Source organism: Streptomyces sp. NPDC047017 (assembly GCF_040644175.1).
In the GTDB taxonomy this organism is placed as follows: domain Bacteria; phylum Actinomycetota; class Actinomycetes; order Streptomycetales; family Streptomycetaceae; genus Streptomyces.
The window spans coordinates 282,833-304,674 of sequence record NZ_JBEYVW010000003.1; the positions used below are offsets into that span (position 1 = coordinate 282,833).

Genomic DNA, 21,842 nt, shown 5'->3' on the forward strand with positions numbered 1-21,842 from the left:
CGGGGCCGGCTCGTCGCCGCGTCCGCGGCGCCGCTCAGCGAACGGTCACGTTGAAGACCGGTGACGCCGTGCTGCCGCTGACGATGCGCAGGTCGTTCTTGCCCTTCAGCCCGAGCTTGACACCGAGCGAGTAGGAGCCGGTCCGCGACGTGTTCACGGACGCGGGCAGGCTCACCCACTGGTTGTGCTGCTTCTGCTGGAGGGTCACCTTGCTGCCCGCCTTGAGCCCGGTGGTCTGGCCCGTGACCCGGAACAGCTGCCAGGCGTTGACCGTGGACACCGACGGCTTGGCGGTGATCGCGGCCTTGGCGGCCGCCTGCTGGGCGGCGGCGGGCGCCGCGGAGTGCGCGACGGGGGTGGCGGGGGTGGCCGCCATCGCGGTGCCCGCGAGGGCGAGGGAGGCCGCACCGAGAACACCGACGACCGCTGTGCGCAGGGCGCGCCGCTTCGAGACCATCACAGAATTGCCCCTTCCATGGTGAGAAAAGCTCTTCGCGGCAATCGCCGCGTACCTTCCGTTTGCCGTGTTCACTAGGGATGACGACACAGAGCGGGGAGGCGTTCATCGGCGGATTGTCCCTGCCTTGTAACAGCCGGACGGGGGTGACCGGTGTGACCGGCCGGGGCGCGGGCAAATTCGGTGGCGTGCGCGGAACGGGGTGTCCATCCTGGTTGCCGTGCAAGAACCCAGATACCGGATCCGAGCCGTCCACACCGAGTCCACGATCACCGTCTACCAGGCCTACACCCCGGGGATCGGCCTGCCGGCGGCCAGGAAGGGCCGGTTCCCGGCTGCCTGGAAGCGGGACCGGATGACCTGGATCAAGCCGTCGTTCCTGTGGATGATGTACCGCTGCGGATGGGGCACCAAGGAGGGGCAGGAGACCGTCCTCGCCGTCGAGATCTCCCGCGAGGGCTTCGAGTGGGCCCTTGAGCACGCCTGCCTGTCGCACTACGAGCAGGGGCTGCACACCGACCCCGGCACCTGGAAACGGCAGCTGAAGCGGGCCCCGGCCCGTGTGCAGTGGGACCCCGAACGGGATCTGCTGCTGCGGCCGCTGGCCCATCGGTCGCTCCAACTCGGCCTCGCCGGCGAGGCGGCACGGCGCTACGCCGACCAGTGGACGGTGTCCATCACCGACGTCACGCCGCTCGCCCACGCGGTGCACGCCCACGTGAGGGACGGCGACCTGGAGGCCGCCCACCGGCTCCTGCCGGAGGAACGCCCCTACCCCGTGGCGGAAGGGGCCTTGGCACATCTGCACCGGTGAGCCGGGCAGTGCACGGCGGGAGCGAAGAGGACCGGAGGGGATCGGAGAGACCCGTACGCCCCGGTCCCGTCCTCAGCTGTGGCTGAGGACGTTGACCACGCGGCCGTCGGGGTCGCGGACGAAGAAGCGGCGCACGCCCCACTCCTCGTCGACCAGCGGATGGACGATCTCCGCGCCGCGTTCCCGCATGGCCTCGTACACGGCGTCCACGTCCTCGACCTCGATGCTCATGTCCGGGATGACCGGTGCCGTCTGGTCCTCGGTCATCACACTGACCTGGACGGCGGGGTTCTCGGCGGACGCCAGGGTCATGATCCAGCCGTGGTTCATGACTTCCTCGAAGCCCAGGACGCCGTAGAACTGCGCGCTCTTGTCGAACGACTGCGACTGGATGTTGGGAACGACACGGCGGACATGCATCTCGCGGCTCCGGTGGTCGGGTCGGACGCGGCTGGACCGGGCCAGCCTAGCCGCTGCGGCGGCGGACCGCGGGCAGACCGAGCGGCCCGGCGCGGATCTTTCCGGGGTCTGTCCCTTCGCGGCCGAAACACCGCGCGGGGGAATTGAATGGCCCGGCCAAGGCCAGGAAACCCCACCCGTGCGGGAGACTCGATGCGGTTGACCACGTCCCAGGGCGCAAGTGTGCCGGAGAGCGCCGTCACCGAGCTGCGCGAACGGCTGCGCGGCCCCGTCATCACCGAGGAGGACCAGGAATACCCGGCCGCCAAGGCCATCTGGAACGCCTACTTCGAACGACGCCCGGGCGCGATCGTGCGGGTCCAGGGCGCCGCCGACGTGATCACCGCCGTGCGGTTCGCCAAGGAGCACGACATCCTGCTCGCGGTCACCGGCGGCGGCCACTGCTTCGCCGGCACCGGCAGCTGCGAGGGCGGCCTCGTCATCGACACCTCCGCGCTCAAGGGCATCAGGGTCGACCCCGAGCGGCGTACCGTGCAGGCCCAGCCCGGCCTGGTGCAGGGTGAGTTCGACGCCGAGACGATGCACTTCGGACTCGCGGTGACCGGCTCGCAGGAGTCGTACATCGGCATCGGCGGCATGACCCTGGGCGGCGGGCTCGGCTGGCTGGGCCGCTACCGGGGGCTGCTGGTGGACAACCTGCTGTCCGCCGACATCGTGCTCGCCAGCGGCGAGGTGCGCCGGGCCAGCCCCGAGGACGACGCCGACCTGTTCTGGGCGATCCGCGGCGGCGGCGGCAACTTCGGCGTGGCCACCGCCTTCGAGTACAAGCTCCACCCGCAGGGCGACTGCCTGGCCGGGCTGCTGGCCTTCCCGGTCGCCGAGACCGGTGCCGTGGCCCGCCGGCTGGGGGAGTTCAACGAGAGCGCGCCGGACGCGCTGACCACCTCGTTCGCCTTCCTCACCGTGGACGGTGAACCGGCCGTCGGTCTCGGCTACGTCCACGCCGACACCTCGGCCGGAGCCGAGGAGGCGGTGGCACCGCTGGCCGGTCTCGGCCAGAAGCCGCTGCTCAACCATGTCGGCCGGATGCCGTACCTCGCCGTGCAGCGGATGCTGGACGACAACACGGTGGCGGGCCGCCGCCTGTACGCGCGCTCCTTCCACATGGCCGAACTGCACCCCGAGGCCGTGGAGATCCTCGGCGACGGCTACGCCACCAACCCCTCGCCGCTGTCCCTGGTCGGCGGCGGCCTGATGGGCGGCGTGATGGCGCAACTGCCGCCGGAGACCACGGCGTTCCCGCACCGCGAGGGATATCTCGTCAGCGTGCTCAGCCAATGGGAGGACGAGAGCGAGGACCAGCAGAACATCGAGTGGACACAGGACGTGTACGAACGCGTCCTGCCCTACACGACAGGCGGGGTGTACGTGAACCACCTCGGCGACGACGGCCCGCAGCGGGTGGCCGACGCCTACGGGGTGAACTATCCGCGCCTGCGCACCCTCAAGGCGGCCTACGACCCGGAGAACGTGTTCCGGGTGAACCACAACATCCTTCCGGCCGACTGACACGCACGGCACGCGAAGAGAGAGCGGCCGGTGGACCCGCAGCCAGCGGGACCACCGGCCGCTGCGTGACGTCGGTGCCACGACGTCGTTCCGGTGGGGACGAGGCGGGGCCTGGCCGGCCGCCATCGGCGCCGGGCCGGGCCGCACCGGGCCCGGCCGGGGGCTCAGCCGACCCGCAACGGGATGCTGCGGTAGGCGCAGTAGGGGAAACGGAAACCGCCGCCGCTCGGCTGCCAGTCCTCCTGCCCGGCGGGCTGGAGGTCGGCGAACCGGTCGAGCAGGCGCCCGAAGACCGCGGTGCCCTCCACCCGGGCCAGCATGGCGCCCAGGCAGTGGTGGACGCCGCCGCCGAAGCTGAGGTGCGGATTGGGGTGCCGGCCGACGTCCAGCCGGCCCGGGTCGGTGAACCGCCGCTCGTCGTAGTTGGCCGACGCCAGCAGCAGCACCACGACCCGGCCCCGGCGCAGTGTGCGCCCGCCCACCTCGACCGGCTCCAGGGTGAGCCGGGTGGTGGTGTGGATCGGCGCGTCCCAGCGCAGGAACTCCTCCAGCGCGGTCGGCAGCAGCGAGCGGTCGGCCCGCAGCCGGGCCTGCTCGCCCGGGTGGCGGGCCAGCGCCGCGCAGCCGGTCGCGATCAGGTTGGTCGTCGTCTCGAAGCCCGCGTAGTAGAGGAACAGCGCGTTGTCGACGGCCTCCTCCTCGGTGAGCCGCCAGTCGCCCTCGTGTGCCGCCGCGATGGCGGTGAGCAGGTCGTCGACCGGGGCGGCCCGGCGCCGGCGCAGCAGCCCGCGGAAGTAGTCGCGCAGCCAGACGACCGCGGCGTGCGCGGCGGCCCGTTCGGCCTCCGGGATGAACACGGCGAACGCCTTGGAGACGTCGATCGAGCGCTCCATGACGGCCGCGCGGTCCTCCGCGGGGATGCCGAGCAGGGTGCTCATCACCAGGACGGGCAGCGGCTGGGCCAGATCCCGGACCGCGTCGAAGGTCCCGTCCGTCACGGCCCGTTCCAGCAGGTCGTCGGTCATGGCCGCGATGGGCTCCGCGAGGGAGCGCACCATCGGGGGGTTCAGCGCGCGGGTCAGCAGCCGGCGCAGCCGGGTGTGCTCCTCCGGGTCCCGGTCGATGACGATGCGGCGCAGGAAGTCCACCGCGGGTCCCGGGCCCACCGAGAGGTTCTGGAACTCCTCGGGGAACTCCCGCCCGAGCCGCCGGTCCCGCAGCAGAGCCGAGACCTCCTCGTGGCGGGTCACGACCCACTGGGCGGGCCCGCCCCGGCACAGCGGCCCTCGGGCACGCAGTTCCCGGTAGACCGGGTACGGATCGCGCAGGAACTCGGGATCGTCCAGGACGAACCTGGGGAGTCGTGTGTCCATCGCCTCGGTCACAGGGCAGAGGATGCCCGTTCCCCCCGTATTACCGAGAGATTCTGAAAGGGATCGGACAGAGAATTCCACTACCTGCGGGAATTTACTTCCCGGCCCCTTGCCCGTTCCCTTTCGATGGTAAGGTGCGCGAGCTGGTGAGATTTCTCGGACTGGGGGAGTGGAATGTCTTTCGATCTGCCCTTGAAATTCGATTCCAGGGACCCAGCGGTACTGTCGGACCCCTATCCGATCTACCGCGGGCTGCGCGCCTCCGGTGGATTGAGCAGAGGCGGACCCGGCCAGTGGGTGGTGAGCCGGTACGACGATGTCGCGCCGTTGCTGCGCGACCGCCGGCTCAGTCACGAATATCCCCCCGAGTACCACGAATTCAGTACCGGAGAAGGACCCGCCCAGAGTTTCTTCCAGCGGATCCTCCTGGACCGTGACGCGCCGGACCACACCCGGCTGCGCAAGCTGATGGCGCAGGCGTTCAGCCCGCGCCTGCTCCAGCGGATGCACGCCTACGTCGAGCAGCAGGTCGACGAGCTGCTCGCGCCCGCCCTGGAGCGGGGCACCTTCGACGCGGTCACCGAACTCGCCTTCCCGCTGCCGGTCTCGGTGGTGTGCGAACTGGTCGGCATCCCGCCCGTCGACCGGGACCTGGTGCGGCCGTACGCCCTCGACCTCGCCAAGGCGTTCGCCCTGTACGTCCCCGACGAGGACCGGGCGGCGGCCCACGGGGCGGTGTCCTGGCTGCGCGAGTACATCGGGGACCTGCTGCGCGAGCGGCGTGCCGCGCTCGGCGAGGACCTGCTCTCCCGGATGATCGAGGCCGAGGACGCCGAGCAGCCGGGCAGCCGGCTGACCGCCGAGGAGATCGTCGACAACACGGTGTTCCTGTTCTTCGCCGGGTTCGAGACCACCACCAACCTCATCGCCACCAGTGTCGCGGCGCTGCTCGACCATCCCGGCGAGGCCGCCCGGCTGCGCCGCGACCCGGAGCTGATGCAGAGCGCGGTGGAGGAGTTCCTCCGGTTCGACGCGCCGATCCAGGCCACCGCCCGGCTCGTGCGCGAGCCGGTGGAGGTGGCCGGGCGGACCGTGCGGGCCGGCCGGGTGCTGGTGCTCCTGCTGGGTTCGGCCAACCACGACGAGCGCCGGTTCCCCGACCCCGAACGGCTCGACATCGGCCGTGCGCCCAATCCCCACCTCAGCTTCGGCGGCGGCGCGCACCACTGCCTCGGTGCCCATCTGGCCAGGATCGAGGGGCGGGCGGCGATCGGCTGGCTGCTGCGGCACGCCCCGGCGCTCAAGGCGGCGGGGGAGGTCGTCCGCAGGCCGAGCGTCACCTTCCGGTCGTACCGCAGTGTGCCCGTCGCGCTGAAGTGATCGTGACCGAAACACAACTGACAGATTTAGGCATCAGCAATGGTCCAGGACCGTAGATTGGCCCTGGGAATCTCCGGCGGACGGATGACCTGACCAGCCGTTGTGCGTCTCGTCCGGAGTCCTCGGCAGGGCTTGCTCGCCGACCGGTCCTCCTTGGGGGAGTGAGGGCCGTACGCGAGCGGTCGCACGACGGTGCGGCCGAGTCCTGGCCGGTCAGTCGCCGTCCGGGCCCGGGGCGGCGCGGGAAGCGGGAAACTTCATTCGAAATTAAACCATGCCCGGGGTGGCGCATAATCGCCGCCGGTCCGAGGTTTGCTTCTCGGGGCAAGGGTGAAGTATGGCGGAATCGTTTCGTCCGCCGGTAACGGCAGTACGGTTGGGCACGTCCAACGGGCATACGACGGATGCCTGTTGGCTTCGCTTGTCTTCAGGGCGGCAATGGACACATACGGGGCCCGTGTCCGGAGCGGCAGCAAGCGCGTGGAGGGAGCGCGTAGTTGGCACGTGAAGAAGTCCGGCTCCTGAGATGGCCGGCACAGCGGGAATTGCGTGACCGATGTAGGTCCGAGGGCCTCCCCCGGATACTGGTCGTCGAGGCGGGCGCGGCGGCCCCCATATGCGAGGACGTGTGCGAGGACTGGGTGCGGGCGCCGATTCCCGCACATGATCTGCAGGCCAGGGTGGACGCTCTGAGCCGACGTTACCGGATGAATCGATTACCGTGCCTGGACGAGAGCGGCGTCCTGCATTTCTGTTCCCGCTTCGTGACCGTCTCGCCCACTCAGGCGGAACTCCTGGAACTGCTCGTGGCGCGTTACCGCGAGGTGGTGCCACGTGAGGCCCTCCGTTTCCGGCTCGGGCAGGTCAGCGGCTCACGCACCCGTAACGCGCTGGATCTGCACATGATGCGGATCCGCGACCGGATCCAGCCGCTCGGACTCTCCATCCGGACCGTGTGGGGACGCGGTTACGTACTGGAGGCCCAGCCGGATCTGTCCTGACCGGGACCCGCCGCGGTCCGGCCCGGGCGGCACCCCGTCGGCCGGACGGACCACGGCGATCACCACGCAGGTGACGAGCAGCCCAGCTGCCGCGTGCCACCTGCCGTGCAGACACCGGCCATCCGGCGACGCGTACCCGTCCGGCAGCGGGTGACCGGCCGGCAGCCGGACCGTGAAATGACCCGAGGCCGAGTCACCCGAGGCCGAGTCGCCCGAGGCCGAGCAGCCCGAGCCCGGGTCGGCCTTGTGTGCGGTGAACTCCTCGACGCTCAGGCCGCGCAGCGGCGGTGGTGCTCCCCGGTGGGAGGGCCAGGCCTTGTAGGCGGCTTCCCGGGCGCTGAACAGCAGCCGGTCCACCGGCAGCCGGGGGAGCCGGACGCGCAGCCGGCCGGCCAGGTCGGCTTCGCGGGCCGTCAGCAGCCGGGCCCGCACGCGGCCGGGCAGCGGCTCGGCCGGCTCGGCGTCCAGCCCGAGCCCCCACGCGTCGCGGGCCCGGCACACGGCGGCCGCCCGGAAGCCGGCGCAGTGCGTGATGCTGCCCACCACCCCCACGGGCCACACCGGTGCGCCGCGCGGTCCGCGGGGCACCGGCGAGAACGGCGTGCCGAGCGCGGCCAGCGCCCGGTGCGCGCACCAGCGGCCGGCCGTGAACTCGGCGCGCCGCCGCTCTCCCACGTCCCGGCCCGGGGACTCCGCCGCGGCCAAGGCGTACGCCGGCACGTCGCCGGTGCGGGCCGCGCCGTACGCCCAGGGCGGCAGCACGGCCCGCAGGAGCGCGTCCTCAGTCCCCGGCACGGGCCCGCAGCGCCTTCTTGTCGACCTTGCCCACGGGCGTCTTCGGGAAGTCGTCCACCAGTTCCAGCCGGTCCGGGAGCTTGTAGGGGGCGAGCCCGCGTTCGGTGAGGTACGCCTTCAGCCGGCCGAGGCGCGGCGGCTGCCCGTCCGGCGAGGACGGCACCACGAACGCGCACACCCGCTCGCCGAGCCGCTCGTCCGGCAGCCCCACCACCGCCACGTCCCGCACGGCCGGATGGGTCAGCAGATGGCTCTCCACCTCCTCCGCGGACACCTTGTCGCCACCCCGGTGGATGATGTCCTTCACCCGCCCGGACACCACCACGTTCCCCTCGGCGGTCAGCCGGACCAGATCGCCGGTGCGGAAGAACCCGTCCCGGGTGAAGGCGCGGGCGTTGTGCTCGGCGGCCCGGTAGTACCCGCGGATCGTGTACGGGCCGCGGGTCAGCAACTCGCCCACCTCACCCGGCGCGACCTCGCGCCCCGCGTCGTCCACCACCCTGATCTCGTCCGCCGGGCACAGCGGACGCCCCTCCGTGGTGAGGACCACCTCCTCGGAGTCGTCCAGCCGGGTGTGGGTGAGCAGCCCCTCCCCGATGCCGTACCACTGGGTGAGCCGGCACCCCAGCGTCGCCGTGACCCGGCGGGCCACCTCCGGCTGGAACTTGGAGCTGCCGACCTGCAGCAGCAGCCCGGACAGATCCGCCTTGGCCACCTCCGGGTCGGCCAGCCACATCATCACCAGCGGGGGGACCAGGGTGGTCAGGGTGACCCCCTCGCCCAGCACCAGCGGCAGGGCCTCCTCCGGGCTCGGATTGGCGGCGAGCACGGCCTTGCCGCCGACGAAGAGCGTGCCCAGCACCCCGGGACAGCCCAGCGCGGCGTTGTGGGCCACCGGAGTGGCCGCCAGATAGGCCCCGTTCCGGTCCATACCGAGGGCCTCGGCGCAGGCCAGCGCGTTGTAGGCGTAGTCGTCATGGGTACGCGGGATCAGCTTGGGCAGCCCGGTGGTGCCGCCGGACAGCAGGAGCAGCGCCACCTCCGACGCGTCCACCGGCGGCAGATCCAGCGGGGCCGCGCGCACCTCGTCGAGGGGGGTGAACCCGTCCGCCTCGCCCGCCACCAGCACATGGCGCAGCCCGGGCGCCTCGGCCAGCACCTCACGGGCCAGGGCACGGTAGTCGAAGCCCTGGAAACGGTCGGGCACCACATAGGCGACGGCGTCCGAGGACCGGCACAGATGGACGATCTCGTTGCGGCGGTGGCCGGGCAGCGCCATCACCGGCACGGCGCCCAGCCGGAACAGCGCGAAGCTCAGCACCACGAAGGACGCCTGGTTGGGCAGTTGGACGATCACCCGGTCCCCGGCGCGCACCCCGATCCCGTACAGTCCGGCGGCCGTCTCGTCCGCCTGCGCGAGGAGCCCGCCGAACGTCAGCCGCAGCCCGCCCGAGACCACCGCGGTGCGTTCCCGGTGCTCGTGCGCCGCGGACCGCAGCAGGTCGTACAGGGTCCGGCCCTGCCAGTAACCCTCCTCGCGGTAGCGCTCGGCGAACTCGGCGGGCCACGGTACAAAGCCCTCCAGCATGGAACACCTCCGTCTGGGACACGCTGCTCGGCGCCGGGGCTGCCCCCGGACCGGTGGTCGCCGGCGCCCGGCACGGGCCGGGCCGCGGGCGGACGCCGGACACGGGCAGGCCGCGGCGCCCGGTCGGGCGCGCGGCACGGGAGCCCGCGCGGCGGGGAGACCAGCATCACCCGGGGCGCGCGCCCCGCGCGGACGGCATGAAAGACACCCAACAGCATCGTCCGGCCCGCCGCGGGCCGCCCCTACGCTCGCCGATGTCCACGGCGCATCGGAGGTGAACCGGCCGTGTCCGCTGCCACGTTGCTCAGCTGGCTGGAGTCACCCAGCACCCGGACCGGCGTGAACTTCGGTACCCGCGAAGGGGGCTGGCACCGCCAGTCCTACGCCGAGCTGGCCCGGCTCAGCCGCCGGGCGGCCCACGCCCTCGTCCGGGCGGGAGTGGGCACCGACGACGTCGTCGCCCTGGTGCTGCCCTCCTCGCCCGCCTTCGTCGCCGCGTTCTTCGGGACCCTGCTGGCCGGGGCCACCCCGGCACCGCTGGCCCCGCCGCTGGCCGGCGCGCCCTCGGCGGCGGGCTACGACGACCGGATGTCCGCCCTGCTGGCGGCCGCCCGGCCGCGTGCCGTGATCGCCGACCGCACGCCCGCGCGTCCGCTGCCGCCCGGCATACCCCTGCTGCACAGCGCCGCCCTGCTCGGCCACCCGGAGGAGACCGGCCCCGGCCGGACACCGGCCGCACGGGGACTGGTGCAGTTCACCTCCGGTTCCGGCGGGCGCGCCCGCGGTGTCGCCCTCGGCGCCGCCGCCCTGGCCGGCCATGTGGCCGCCATCCGGGACTGGCTGGAGGCCGGCCCGGGCACCGTCTGGGCCAGCTGGCTGCCGGTCCACCACGACATGGGCCTGGTCGGCTGCCTGCTCGGGCCCGTACTCGCCCAGGACGAGCTGTGGCTGATGCGGCCCGAGACCTTCGTGCGCCGGCCGCTGGAGTACCTGCGCTGCTTCGGGCTGCGCGGCGCCTCGGTCAGCGCCACCCCCGCCTTCGGCCTCGACCACATCCTGCGCAAGGTCCGGCCGGAGGACCTGACCGGCCTGGACTTCTCCGGCTGGCACTCCCTGGTGGTCGGCGCCGAGCGCATCCCGCCCGGCACGCTGCGCGGCTTCCACGCGCTGCTCGGCCTGCACGGCCTGCGCCGCGCGACCCTGCTGCCCGCCTACGGCCTGGCCGAGGCGTCGCTCGCGGTCACCGGAGTGCGGCACGGGCAGCAGTGGACGGAGGAGAAGTCGGTCGTCGGCTGCGGCAGCCCGCTGCCCGGCACCACCGTGCGGATCGTCGGCGACGACGGCCGGGACCTGCCGGACCGCACGGTCGGGGAGATCGCCGTACGCGGACCGCAGATCGCCCTCGGCCATCTCGGTGACGACCTGCGGGACACCCGGATCGGCGACGGCGAACTGCGCACCGGCGACGCCGGGTTCCTCGCCGACGGACAGCTCTTCGTGCACGGCCGGATCGGGGACGGTCTGAAGCTGCGCGGCCAGTGGGTGTTCGCGGAGGACGTGGAACAGACGCTCCGCCGCGCCGGACTGCTGCCGCCGCGCTCCGCCGTGGTGCTCGGCGAGGACGCCACCGGACCGGTCGCCGCCCTGGTCACCGAGGACGACACCACGGCCGGGGGCGGGGCCACCGGGGGCGGCGCCATCGCCACTGGCGGGGCCATCGGGGGCGCGGCCACCGTCACCGGCGGGGCCACCGGGGGCGGTGCCGTCGCCACCGGCCGGACGGCCGAGGATGACACCACCGTCACCGGCGGGACGGCCGAGGACGACACCACCGTCACCGGCAGGATCACCGGGGGCGGTGCTATCGCCGCCGGCCGGATCACCGAGGATGACACCATCGTCACCGGCAGGACCGCCGAGGACGACACCACCGTCACCGGCAGGATCACCGGAGGCGGTGCCATCGCCGCCGGCCGGACCGCCGAGCACGGCACCGGCCTCACCGGCCGGACCCCCGGGGACGGCGGCAGCCCCCCGGGCGCGTCCGCCGACGACGCCGTACGCCGGCTGCTGCGCCGAGCGGTCCCCGGCGCCGACGCCCTCGTGCTCAGGGTCGGGCGCGGCACGCTCGCCCGGACCCCCAGCGGCAAGCCGAGGCGCCGCGTGATCTGGCACAGCCTCGTGGAGCACGCGGCAGACCACCCACAGCCCTAGGAGAGACATGGCCCACACCGAGAGCGCCGTCCGCGCGACCATCCTGAGCATCATCCGCCAACTGGCCCCGGACGCCGAGGGGTTCCCCGACGAGGGGCCCGCCCATCTGGTCAACGACCTGGGGTACCACTCCCTGGCCCTGCTGGAGCTGGCCTTCGCCGTCGAGGACGACTTCGACCTGCCGCCCATCGACGAGGAGGCGGGCCGCGGGATCGCCACCTCGGACGACGTGATCGCGTACGTGGTGGGGCAGTTGCGCGAGCAGAACGAGCTGGTGGCGGGCTGAACCACGGGCCGCCGCCCGTCGAAAGAGACCTGAAAGGAGACCGGAGTGGACGTGCCCGGATCGCTACGTTCGAGGTGCTCCGTGCGCACGCGCGAGACCTGCGCACCTCCGGCGTGAAGAGAGGGGCTTTCCCGTGTCCGACGCCGTGATCTCCGTCGAACGGCTGTGTAAACGCTTCGGACCGACGACAGCCGTCGACGACGTGTCCTTCCACGTCCCGGCCGGTTCCGTCGTCGGGCTGCTGGGTCCCAACGGAGCCGGCAAGACCACGCTCATCAACTGCCTGACCACCCTGCTCACCCCCGACGGCGGCACCGCCACCGTGGCCGGCCGCGACCTGCGCGCCGACCCGCACGGCGTCCGCGCCTCACTCGCCGTCACCGGGCAGTTCGCGGCCGTCGACGAGACCCTCACCGGCCGCGAGAACCTCGTCTTCTTCGCCCGGCTGCTCGGCCTGTCCAAGCCCGGCGCCGCCGCCCGCGCGCAGGAGCTGCTGGACCGGTTCGGGCTCACGGACAGCGCCGACCGGCCGGTCGGGCAGTACTCGGGCGGCATGCGGCGCAAACTCGACCTGGCCGTAGGGCTGGCCGTGCCACGGCCCGTGCTGATCCTGGACGAACCCACCACGGGCCTCGACCCGCGCAGCCGCGAGACCCTGTGGGAGGCCGTCCGCGCACTCGCCGCCGACGGCATGGCGATCCTGCTCACCACCCAGTACCTGGACGAGGCCGACGCCCTCGCCGACCGGATCGTGGTCATCGACCACGGCCGGGTCGTCGCCCAGGGCACCCCGCGCGAGCTGAAGCAGCAGACCGGCGGCTCGGTCTGCGAGGTGGTCGTGGCCGACGGCACCGTCCGCGCCCGCGCCGCCGAACTCCTCACCGCCTCCATGACGGTGGGCGTCCGCGAGGACAGCCTCGTCGTGCCCGTGCGCGGCACGGACGACCTCGGCCGGATCATCGACGTACTCAAGGCCGGCGGGATCCGCGCCGACGACGTCGCCGTGCACCCGCCCACCCTCAACGACGTCTTCTTCGCTCTCACCGCCGACCGCCCGGACCCGGCAGGGCCGGCCGCCGGCAGCGCGGACACCACCGGCTCGACCGCCGGCCGCCCGGTCCCGGAGGCCCGCGGATGACCGCCCTCGCCACCGCCCCCGCCGCCCCGCCCGGACTCGCGCACGACGTCCGGGTGCTGGCCGAGCGGGACCTGCGGCGCTCCTTCAGCAAGGGCGCGCTCATCGGCACCGTCGTGCAGCCCCTGCTGTTCTTCGGCATCTTCTACGCCACCTTCAGCCGCATGCTGCACGCCAAGGGCATCGACTACGGCCGCTTCGTCACCCCGACCCTCGTCGTGCAGGCCCTGATGTTCGTCGCCATCGCCTCCGCCATGTCCCTGGCGACCGACCGCGGCAGCGGCCTGTTCAACCGGCTGCGCACCATGCCCATCGCCGCGTCCGCCCTGGGCACCGCCCGGCTGCTGGTCGTGGCCGCCGAGGCGCTGACCTCCACCGTGGTGGTCACTCTCGTCGCGCACCTGGCCGGATTCCGGTTCCACGCGGGGCCTGTCGCCGCGATCGGCTTCCTGCTGGTCGCCGTCGCCTTCACGGTCGCGCTGGCCGCCGTCACCGCCACCCTCGGGCTGGGCCTGCGCAACCAGGAGGCGCTGGCCGCCGCGCTCTACCTGCCCTACCTGCCCCTGCTGGTGGTCTCCACCGGCTTCGTGCCCGCCACGCTCTTCCCCGACTGGCTCCAGCCCGTGGTGCGCAACTCGCCGGTGTCGGCGGTGATCGACGCGCTGCGCGCGCTGTCCGGCGGCGAGCCCACCGCCGGACGTGTCCTGCCGGCCGTGTTCTGGTGCGCGGGACTCGCCCTGTTCTTCGGATGGACCACCGCACGCGCGTTCCGGAAGGTGACCCAGTGACCGCGACCAGCCCGGCCCCCGCGCAGAGCCCGGTGCCCGGACTGTGGGCCCAGTCGACGCTCATCGGCGGCCGGACGCTCAAGCACTTCGTGCGCAGCCCCATGATGCTGCTGTCCACCTTCGGTTTCCCGCTGCTGCAACTGTTCATGCTGCTCGCCACGTTCAAGATCCTGGTGCACGACACCCTGGGCCAGAGCTACGTCGTCCGCCTCGCCCCGCTGGTCATCCTCATCACCGCCTTCTCCGCGATCGGCTCCAGCGCCATCGCCTTCTGGGTGGACATCCGCAGCGGCGTCTTCAACCGGCTGCGCGCCATGCCGGTCAACGCCATGTCGATGCTGCTCGGCCGGATGCTCGGCGATCTGGTACGCATCCTCGGCATCGCGGTGCTGGTCGCGCTGATCGCACAGCTGCCGGGGTTCCGCTTCCGCCAGGGCGTGGCCTGCGCGGTCGGCTTCTTCCTGCTCGTCGCCCTGTTCGGGCTGATGTGCACCTCCCTCGCGGTGGTCGCGGCGCTGTCCGCGCCCTATCCGCCGGTCATCATGCGCTGGGTGCAGATGCCCACCCTCGCCCTGACGATGCTCTCGACCGGCTACATGCCGTACGACGCCTTCCCGTCCGCGATCCGGCCGGTGGTCGCGGCCAACCCGGTCTCGACCGCCGTCGAGGCACTGGTCGGGCTGTCCCACGGCGGGCCCCTGCTGTGGCCCGTGCTCGCCACCGTCGCCTGGACGGCGGGGGTGAGCGTGCTGTGCGCGTACGTGACGGCGCGCAAGTTCCGCGGTTTCGTCGCCGGCTGAGGCCCCCGCCCAGGCCGAGGAGTTCCGACGCCCCCCGTGGCGTGGTCCACGGAGAACGAGGAGTTGGTCATGCCCGAAGAAGAACCCGTGCCCGCCGCGCCCCGGGAGCGGCGCGCCCTCATCGCCGGCTGCGGCATCACCGGACCGGTGCTCGCCCTGTTCCTGATCCGCTGCGGCTACACACCGGTGCTGTACGAGGCCCGCCCCGAACCGGACGACCACGCCGGCTCCTTCCTCAACCTCGGGCCCAACGGGCGCAGCGTCCTGGAGACCCTCGGCATCGCCGACACGGTGCTCGCCCACGGCGCAGCGACCACCCGGCTGGTCTTCACCAACCACAAGGGCCGCACCATCGGCAGCAACCCCGAGCACACCACCTGCGTCAAGCGCGGCCTGCTGAACAGGGCGCTGCGCGAGTGCGCCGAACAGGCCGGGGTGCGCGTCGAGTTCGGCAAGCGGCTGGCCGATGTGAAGACCGGGCGGCCGGGCGAGGTCACGGCCGTCTTCAGCGACGGCAGCACCGCCGAGGGAGACCTCCTCGTCGGCGCCGACGGCATCAACTCCGCCACCCGCTCAGCCGTGTTCCCCGAGGCCCCCGCGCCGAGCTTCACCCAGGGCATCGGGTCCGGCGGCTTCGCCCGCACCCGCGCGGTCGGCGAGCCCGACGGCACCTTCCGCATGATGTTCGGCCTGCGCGGCTTCTTCGGCTACCAGGTGCTGCCGGACGGCGAGGTGTACTGGTTCGAGAACCACACCGAGACCCGGGAACCCGCCCGCGGCTGGGCCGCCACCCTCACCGACGACCAGTGGCGCGACCAGCTGGTGAGCCGCCACGCCGGCGACCACCGGGTGGTCGCCGGGATCCTGCGCGCCACCGAGGGCCCCATCGGCCGGTGGCCGCTGTACGACCTGCCGTCCGTGCCCGCCTGGCACCGGGGCGACGTGGCGCTCATCGGTGACGCCGCGCACGCCATCTCACCGCACCTGGGACAGGGCGCGGCCCTCGGTATGGAGGACGCCGTCGTCCTCGCCAAGTGCCTGCGCGACCTGCCCGACGCCCGTACCGCCTTCGCCGTGTACGAGTCGCTGCGCCGCCCGCGGGTGGAGGGCCTGATCCGGCAGGCCCGCCGCACCGGCGGCCAGATGACCCCGGCCGGGCCGGTGGGCCGCGCCCTGCGCGACCTGATGCTGCCGCTCTTCCTCCGGCTGGGCCTGAAGAACGCCGAGACCGTCTACGGCCACCGCGTCGACTGGTCCGCGCCGGTCGGCACGGCGGGCCGGTGACCGGCGGTGGCCCACATCCTGGTGATCGGCGGCGGACTGGCCGGATCGGCCACCGCGCTGTTCTGCGCCCGGCGCGGCCACCGGGTCACCGTCCTGGAGGGCGGTGACCCGCCCCCGGCCGGGGCCGCCGCCGACGACGACTGGCACGACTGGGAACGCCGGGAGGTGCCGCACGCCCGCCAGGGCCACGCCTTCCTCGGCCTGTCCACCCGCGTCCTGCGCGAGGAACTGCCCGAACTGCCCGCCGCCCTCGCCGCCCGGGGAGCCCGCGTCACCCCGCTGGAACCCGGCTCCGAGGACGCCACCGTGCTGAGCCGGCGGCTCGTCTACGAAGGGGTGATCCGGCGCGCCGCGGCGGCCGAACCGGGGATCACCCTGGTCACCGGAGCACGGGTGACCGCACTGCTGACCGGCGCCGAGGACGCGGGGATCACCCGCGTGACGGGCGTCCGCACCCAGGACGGCACCGAGCACACCGGCGACCTCGTGGTGGACGCCTCCGGCCGCCGTACCCCGCTCGCCCGGTGGCTGGCCGAAGCGGGCCTCGGCACGCCCCGCGAGACGGCGCAGCCGTGCGGTTTCTTCTACCTCACCCGGCACTACCGGCTGCGTCCGGGCCACGCCTTCCCGTCCACCACCGTGCCCATCGTCACCGAACTCGACTACGCCACCACCCTGGTCTTCCCCGGCGACAACGGCACCTTCCAGCTCTCCACCACGGTGGCGGTCGACGACCCGCACAAGCACCGCCTGCGCGAACCGGAGGTCTTCACCCGCTTCCTCCAGGCCGTGCCGAGCACCGCCCGGTGGTGCGAGCGCGGGGTGCCGCTGGACGAACCCGCGCCCATGGGCCGGCTGGAGAACCGCCGCCGCACCCTGCTCGGCGCGGACGGCACCCCGGTGGCCGCCGGACTGGTCATGGTCGGTGACGCCGCGCTCCAGACCAACCCCACCTTCGGCCGCGGGGTGTCCCTGGCCTTCGCCCACGCCCGCCGGCTCGCGCAGACCGCCGAACAGGCGGCGGCCGGGCCGGCGGCGTACACCGAGCGGTTCGAGCGGTGGACGGACGACACCCTCGGCGTGTGGTTCGAGATCCAGCGGGCCACCGACCAGGCCCGGCTCGCGCAGCTGCGGGCCGGGCTGCGCGGCGAGCACGCGCCGCCCCCCGACGACCTGCCCAACCGGTTCGTGCGGGCGATGGCCGTGCTCCGCGACGACGACGAGCACATCCGCAGCGCCTCGCTGCGGATGTACCACATGCTCATGACCCCGCAGGACCTGATGGGCGACCGGGCCGGCTCCCGGCGCATCCTCGCCTTCCTGCGCGAGCACCCCCTGCCCGAGACCCCCGCCGAGGGCCCGGACCGGGCCGCCTTCGAGGCCCTGGTCACGGGCGCCGCCACCCCCTCGGTTCTCCCCTGTGCCGGCACCCCGGCCGACGGGCCCGGCCACCGGGCCCGCACCTGACGAAGGACGACAGCGTGGACATCACACTGAAGACGGGCGTGACCCTCGACTACGACATCTTCGGCAACCCCGAGGACCCCCCGGTCCTCCTGGTCGCCGGACAGCACCAGGCCAACCTGTTCCACCAGACCCAGGTGCCCTTCCTGACCAAGCGCGGACACCGCGTCATCACCTTCGACCACCGGGGGGTGCCGCCGTCCGAGGAGACCCCGCCGCCCTACACCATGGAGGGCCTGGCCGAGGACACCGCCGCCCTCATCGAGCAGCTCGGCATCGGGCCGTGCGCGATCGTGGGCTACTCCCTGGGCGCCACCATCATCCTGGAACTCGCCGCGGCACGGCCCGAACTGCTGACCCGGGCCGCCCTGGTGGGCGTCCCCTGGAAGCCGAGCGCGCTGCACCGGGCGATCCGCGAGGACGCGCTGGAACGCCTGCGGTCGGGCGCGGTGATGCCGCCGGTGACCGAGGGCATCTACCGGGCGATGTACCTGTTCGGGCCGCGCGCCCTGAACCGGGACGCCTTCATCGGGCCGTACCTGGAGGGGCTGCGGGGCCTGGCCGCGTCCGGCGGGCACGGCGCCCTCGGACACGCGGAGGCGTCGGCGGCGTACGACCCCGACCCGCGGCGGATCGCCTCCATCACCGTGCCCTGCCTGATCGTCGGCATGGAGCACGACATCATGTCCCCCTACCCGATGGCCCGCGAGCTGGCCCGGCTCATCCCCGGCTCCGAGTACCGGGAGATCAAGAACAGCGGACACGCCGCCCTGCTGGAGAAGCCGACCGAGGTGAACCGGCTCCTCGACGAGTACCTGGGCGCGGGCGGCTCCGCCACCCCGGAGGGCTGAACGCCGCCGGCCGGACCGCGCCTGCCGCACGGCGCGGTCCGGCCGACGGGTGGGCCACGCGGGTTCAGCTCAGGTGGTACAGCCGGTGGAAGGTGTGCCGCACCGGCAGCACGCGCACCTTCCGGAAACCCGCGGCGCGCGCGTACGCCCGGACCGTGCCGGGCCGCATCACCGTACCGGTGGCGGCCGAGTCCGCCTCCGTCCTGCCCACTGGCAGGCAGTGCAGCACGCTGACCGCGTACTGGTACCGCTCGGTCTCCGGTGCCGGTGCCCGGAAGCGCTCACCCACGTTGGGCTCCATCAGCAGCACGCTGCCACCGTCCGCGAGCAGCGCCCGGCACGCGCCCAGCACCTCCACCGGGCGGGCCATGTCGTGCAGCGCGTCGAACACGCACACCAGGTCGAACCGCCCGGCCAGCGCGGGGTCGGCCGCGTCCCGGACCTCGAAGCCGACCCGCCCGTCGAGCCCGGCCTCCCGGGCGTTGCGCCGGGCGTCCGCCACCGACGCCTCGTCGAGGTCCAGTCCGTGCACCCGGGCGCGCGGATACGCCTGCGCCAGGGCGATCGACGACCAGCCGGTGCCGCAGGCGACATCGGCGATACGACCGCCGTCGCCGGACAGCGAGGCGTGCACCTCCGGCAGCGTCGCCGCGATCCACCCGGCGAGCTGGTGCCGGAACACCGACTTGTTCAAACCCTCCTGACCGCCGCGCAGTTGAGCGCCGTAGGCGGCGTACGCGACGCCCTCCCCGGTGCGGAAGGCGTCGGCCAGCCGCGGCAGCACCGCCGACAGCCCGCCGATGGGCAGCACCACCAGCGGGGCGATGCAGTGCGGGCTGTCCGGGTCGGTGAGCGCCTCCGCGTGCCCGGCGGGCAGCGTGAACACCCGCCGCCCGGCGTCCGGTTCGCTCTCGTCGGTGGTCAGGATGCCGGCCGCGGCCTGCTGCTCCAGCCACTCGCGCGCGTAGCGCTCGTCGACACCGGCGCGCCGCGCCAGTTCGCCGGACGTGGCCGGTCCCTTGCCCAGCTCCTCGTACAGCCCGAGCCGCAGGCCCAGATACGCGGTCATCAGCTCCGCCGCCCCCAGCCCGGCCATGAACAGCCGTACCGACAGCGCCCGGGCCTCACCCTCCGCGTCCCGCCCGTCCATGGCCATCCCCGTCTCCCTCCGGTCGACCGCCGGGAAAACCGCTCACGCGGACCGGCCGGACGGCCGGCGGGACAGCCGGCGGGGCACCGTCCCGTAGCTGAGCAGATCCAGGTCCGCGAGCCCCTGGCGCACCCGCTCGGACATGAGCCCGATGTGCACCAGCGAGGACACCACCCGGGCGAACACCGTCTGCCGGTACATCACCATCGCCGGGTCCGTGGCGGCGTAGGCGAGCCCCGCCGGCCGGTCCACGTCCAGGCGCTCCCACAGGTCGCCGAGCAGGAACCGCCGCCGCATCAGCGCGGCCGCCTCCAGCACCAGTTCCTCCCGCTCGGCCAGTTCCCGCCGGGACAGTTCCCGGTACGCCTCCTCCAGCGACATCACGCCCAGCGACACGTGCCGGGCCTCGTCGCGCGCGACCAGCGTGGTGATGTGCCGGATCAGCGGGTCGTGGAACGTGGCGCCGGCCAGCCGGAACGCGGCCATCGCCAGCGCCTCCACCATGATCTGCATGCCGAGCGCCGTCACGTCCCACCGGGAGTCGCGCAGCACGTCCTCCAGCAGGGCCCGCAGATCCGCGTTGACCGGATACGGCTCGGGCACGTGTTCGCGCAGATAGCGGGCGAACACCTCGACGTGCCGGGCCTCGTCGGTCACCTGCGTCGCGGCGCACAGCTTGGCCTCGACCGTGGGCAGGGACTCCACCAGGCGGGCCGCCACCGTGAGCGCGGCCTGCTCCCCGTGCAGGAACTGGCTCACCAGCCATGCCTGCAGCTCCCAGCGGAAGGCGTCCCACAGCGGGCGTCCCCGCCCGGCCATCGGCGACGCCTCGAAGGACGCCCGGGCCAGGTCGGAGCCGTCCGGCAGGGGAGCCCCGAAGGGCACCGGCGCCGACCAGTCGATGTCGTGCTCCGCGTCCCACTGGCCGGCGTGCGCGCGGCGGGTGAGGGTGCGCAGCCTGCCCGTGCTCGTCGAGTAGTCCCAGGAGAGCCGGGTGTGCACCCGGGCCTGGACGTCCAGGTCCTGCATGCGGGCGAGGCTAACCGCGCGCACCGGCCGGCGGGGGAAATCTTTCAATGCCGCCAAACATCTTTCAGCGCGGGCCCGGGCCCCTTCCGGCCGCCGGTAGCTTGACCGGGTGGCCAGCCCAGATGAGCTAAAGCCGGATGAACGAATACCGGAAGAACGCGAGATCGAGCCTTCCGCGGGACAGCGGCTGCTGTGGTTCCTGGACCGTTATCGAGGGCATGACGGCGCACTGAACTGCCCCATGATGTGCCGCATTCGCGGCCCGCTGGACATACGGGTGCTCCGGCAATGCCTGGAGACGGTGATGTCCCGGCACGAATCCCTGCGCACGGTGTTCCGCGGCGGCGGACGCGAACTGCGCGGGCTCGTACGGGCACCCGCGCCCGTCGACCTGCGCCTGCGGCGGCTGGACGGCGAAAGCGACCCCGAGGGGGCGCTGCGCGCGGCGATCGGCGAGGAGCTGGCCACCCGTATCGACCCGGCCGGCTCCGCCGTCCGCGTCACCCTGTGGCAGCTCGCCGCCGACGACCACGTGCTGTGCCTGAACATGCACCACCTCGTCACCGACTCCTGGTCGTGCGGCGTCGTCTTCCAGGACCTGTGCGCGCTGCTCGGCCAGGCCCGCGGCGAGGGCGCCGGACCGCCCCCGGCGGGCATGCCGTTCAGTGACTTCGCCGCCTGGCAGCGGGCCGCCCTGGACGGCGGCGAACTCCGCGGCCAGCAGCGGTACTGGCAGGAGCGCCTGGCCGGGCTCACCCTGTCGCCGCTGCCCGTCCGCGACACACCGGGGCCCCGCGGCACCGCGCTGGTCCGAAGGGAACTGGACCGGGCCGCGGTGGCCGGCCTGCGCGAGGGCGCCCGCGCCGGCGGCAGCACCCTCTTCTCGCTGCTGCTGACCCTCTACTACGCCGTCCTGCACCACGCCACCGGCCGCGCCGACCTGGCCGTCGCCTCCCTGTACGCCAACCGGACCCGGCCCGAACTGCGCAGAACCGTCGGGTTCCTGGCCAACATGGTCGTCCTGCGCACCCGGTTCGATGCCGAGGCAGGCGTCCTGGACGCCCTGCGCGCCACCCACGCCACCGTCACCGGCGCCTTCCTCAACCAGGGCGTCCCCTACCAGCTGCTGCCGCTGCGCGAGGCCCAGAGCCAAGGGGCGAGAGCCGACGACATCGTCTTCCAGATGCTCGCCGAACCCGTCTACAGCACCACCGCGGGCGGCCTCGCCCTGGAAGTCCTGGTACCCGACGGAGTGGGCAGCCGATTCGAGCTGGAATTGGTTCTCGTACCGCACGACGAGGGATTGCACGTCCTGCTCTTCTACAACGGGGGACGGCTCGACGAGAAATTCGCCACGGAATTGGCCGAGCGATATGTCACGGCCGCCGAACGTGTCTCCCGGAACACCGGACTGTCCTTCGTCCGGGTCTGCTGAGCACCGCGG

At 73.1% G+C, this 21,842-nt stretch carries 19 protein-coding genes and 1 pseudogene; 13 read left to right on the forward strand and 7 right to left on the reverse strand.

Annotated elements, in window-relative coordinates; all coding sequences use genetic code 11:
- Positions 1-34 precede the first annotated feature (34 nt).
- Positions 35-457: a hypothetical protein gene (locus ABZ858_RS06880; protein ID WP_361373462.1), complete on the reverse strand. Its 423-nt coding sequence runs from the start codon at positions 455-457 to the stop codon at positions 35-37.
- Between the two features lie 220 nt (positions 458-677).
- Between ABZ858_RS06880 and ABZ858_RS06885 the strand changes: the two genes are divergently transcribed.
- Positions 678-1,271, forward strand: coding sequence for a DUF4291 domain-containing protein (locus ABZ858_RS06885; RefSeq protein WP_361373464.1), 594 nt, complete (start codon positions 678-680; stop codon positions 1,269-1,271).
- Between the two features lie 72 nt (positions 1,272-1,343).
- On the opposite strand, the gene ABZ858_RS06890 is transcribed toward ABZ858_RS06885, so the two are convergent.
- Positions 1,344-1,691 carry a VOC family protein gene (locus tag ABZ858_RS06890; RefSeq protein WP_361373466.1) on the reverse strand — a complete coding sequence of 116 codons (348 nt, stop codon included), beginning with the start codon at positions 1,689-1,691 and terminating at the stop codon, positions 1,344-1,346.
- Between the two features lie 192 nt (positions 1,692-1,883).
- Here ABZ858_RS06890 and ABZ858_RS06895 point away from each other — a divergent pair, with 192 nt between their 5' ends.
- Positions 1,884-3,260 carry an FAD-binding oxidoreductase gene (locus tag ABZ858_RS06895; protein WP_361373468.1) on the forward strand — a complete coding sequence of 459 codons (1,377 nt, stop codon included), beginning with the start codon at positions 1,884-1,886 and terminating at the stop codon, positions 3,258-3,260.
- Positions 3,261-3,424: 164 nt separating this feature from the next.
- On the opposite strand, the gene ABZ858_RS06900 is transcribed toward ABZ858_RS06895, so the two are convergent.
- Positions 3,425-4,645 (reverse strand): cytochrome P450, encoded by a 1,221-nt coding sequence (locus ABZ858_RS06900; RefSeq protein ID WP_361373470.1) that lies wholly within the window; start codon positions 4,643-4,645, stop codon positions 3,425-3,427.
- Between the two features lie 288 nt (positions 4,646-4,933).
- Here ABZ858_RS06900 and ABZ858_RS06905 point away from each other — a divergent pair, with 288 nt between their 5' ends.
- A complete protein-coding gene (locus ABZ858_RS06905) occupies positions 4,934-6,013 on the forward strand; it encodes a cytochrome P450 (RefSeq protein WP_361373472.1) in 1,080 nt (359 codons plus the stop codon).
- A 707-nt stretch (positions 6,014-6,720) separates the two neighbouring features.
- A complete protein-coding gene (locus ABZ858_RS06910; RefSeq protein WP_361373725.1) occupies positions 6,721-7,014 on the forward strand; it encodes a helix-turn-helix domain-containing protein in 294 nt (97 codons plus the stop codon).
- 264 nt (positions 7,015-7,278) lie between these two features.
- Here the strand turns inward: ABZ858_RS06910 and ABZ858_RS06915 are convergent.
- Both ABZ858_RS06915 and ABZ858_RS06920 read right to left on the reverse strand, forming a co-directional pair.
- Positions 7,279-7,809, reverse strand: a pseudogene (locus tag ABZ858_RS06915) (4'-phosphopantetheinyl transferase); the annotation flags it as partial.
- Positions 7,796-9,397, reverse strand: coding sequence for an AMP-binding protein (locus tag ABZ858_RS06920; RefSeq protein WP_361373474.1), 1,602 nt, complete (start codon positions 9,395-9,397; stop codon positions 7,796-7,798). The pseudogene ABZ858_RS06915 and the gene ABZ858_RS06920, both read right to left, overlap by 14 nt.
- Positions 9,398-9,682: 285 nt before the next feature.
- On the opposite strand from ABZ858_RS06920, the gene ABZ858_RS06925 reads away from it, so the two are divergent.
- The 8 genes from ABZ858_RS06925 (at position 9,683) to ABZ858_RS06960 (ending at position 18,219) form a co-directional block, all read left to right on the forward strand.
- Positions 9,683-11,611 (forward strand): AMP-binding protein, encoded by a 1,929-nt coding sequence (locus ABZ858_RS06925; RefSeq protein ID WP_361373476.1) that lies wholly within the window; start codon positions 9,683-9,685, stop codon positions 11,609-11,611.
- A 7-nt stretch (positions 11,612-11,618) separates the two neighbouring features.
- On the forward strand, positions 11,619-11,897 hold the full coding sequence (locus ABZ858_RS06930) for a hypothetical protein (protein WP_361373478.1): 279 nt from the start codon (positions 11,619-11,621) through the stop codon (positions 11,895-11,897).
- Positions 11,898-12,030: 133 nt separating this feature from the next.
- Positions 12,031-13,035, forward strand: coding sequence for an ATP-binding cassette domain-containing protein (locus ABZ858_RS06935; RefSeq protein WP_361373480.1), 1,005 nt, complete (start codon positions 12,031-12,033; stop codon positions 13,033-13,035).
- A complete protein-coding gene (locus tag ABZ858_RS06940) occupies positions 13,032-13,820 on the forward strand; it encodes an ABC transporter permease (protein ID WP_361373482.1) in 789 nt (262 codons plus the stop codon). The genes ABZ858_RS06935 and ABZ858_RS06940 overlap by 4 nt, the downstream gene beginning before the upstream one ends.
- Entirely contained in the window at positions 13,817-14,620 is an 804-nt protein-coding gene (locus ABZ858_RS06945) for an ABC transporter permease (RefSeq protein WP_361373484.1), read from the forward strand. The genes ABZ858_RS06940 and ABZ858_RS06945 overlap by 4 nt, the downstream gene beginning before the upstream one ends.
- A 69-nt stretch (positions 14,621-14,689) precedes the next feature.
- Complete coding sequence (locus ABZ858_RS06950) at positions 14,690-15,904, forward strand: NAD(P)/FAD-dependent oxidoreductase (protein ID WP_361373486.1); 1,215 nt, start codon at positions 14,690-14,692, stop codon at positions 15,902-15,904.
- Between the two features lie 6 nt (positions 15,905-15,910).
- Positions 15,911-17,371: an FAD-dependent oxidoreductase gene (locus tag ABZ858_RS06955; protein WP_361373488.1), complete on the forward strand. Its 1,461-nt coding sequence runs from the start codon at positions 15,911-15,913 to the stop codon at positions 17,369-17,371.
- A gap of 14 nt (positions 17,372-17,385) precedes the next feature.
- A complete protein-coding gene (locus ABZ858_RS06960; protein WP_361373490.1) occupies positions 17,386-18,219 on the forward strand; it encodes an alpha/beta hydrolase in 834 nt (277 codons plus the stop codon).
- A 64-nt stretch (positions 18,220-18,283) separates the two neighbouring features.
- Here the strand turns inward: ABZ858_RS06960 and ABZ858_RS06965 are convergent, their stop codons facing one another.
- Together ABZ858_RS06965 and ABZ858_RS06970 are read right to left on the reverse strand one after the other, a co-directional pair.
- The gene (locus ABZ858_RS06965) at positions 18,284-19,375 is read right to left on the reverse strand and encodes a methyltransferase domain-containing protein (protein WP_361373492.1); all 1,092 of its coding nucleotides are present in this window, start codon (positions 19,373-19,375) and stop codon (positions 18,284-18,286) included.
- Positions 19,376-19,411: 36 nt separating this feature from the next.
- Positions 19,412-20,398 carry a diiron oxygenase gene (locus tag ABZ858_RS06970; protein ID WP_361373494.1) on the reverse strand — a complete coding sequence of 329 codons (987 nt, stop codon included), beginning with the start codon at positions 20,396-20,398 and terminating at the stop codon, positions 19,412-19,414.
- A 109-nt stretch (positions 20,399-20,507) separates the two neighbouring features.
- On the opposite strand from ABZ858_RS06970, the gene ABZ858_RS06975 reads away from it, so the two are divergent.
- On the forward strand, positions 20,508-21,833 hold the full coding sequence (locus ABZ858_RS06975) for a condensation domain-containing protein (RefSeq protein WP_361373496.1): 1,326 nt from the start codon (positions 20,508-20,510) through the stop codon (positions 21,831-21,833).
- Positions 21,834-21,842 lie beyond the last annotated feature (9 nt).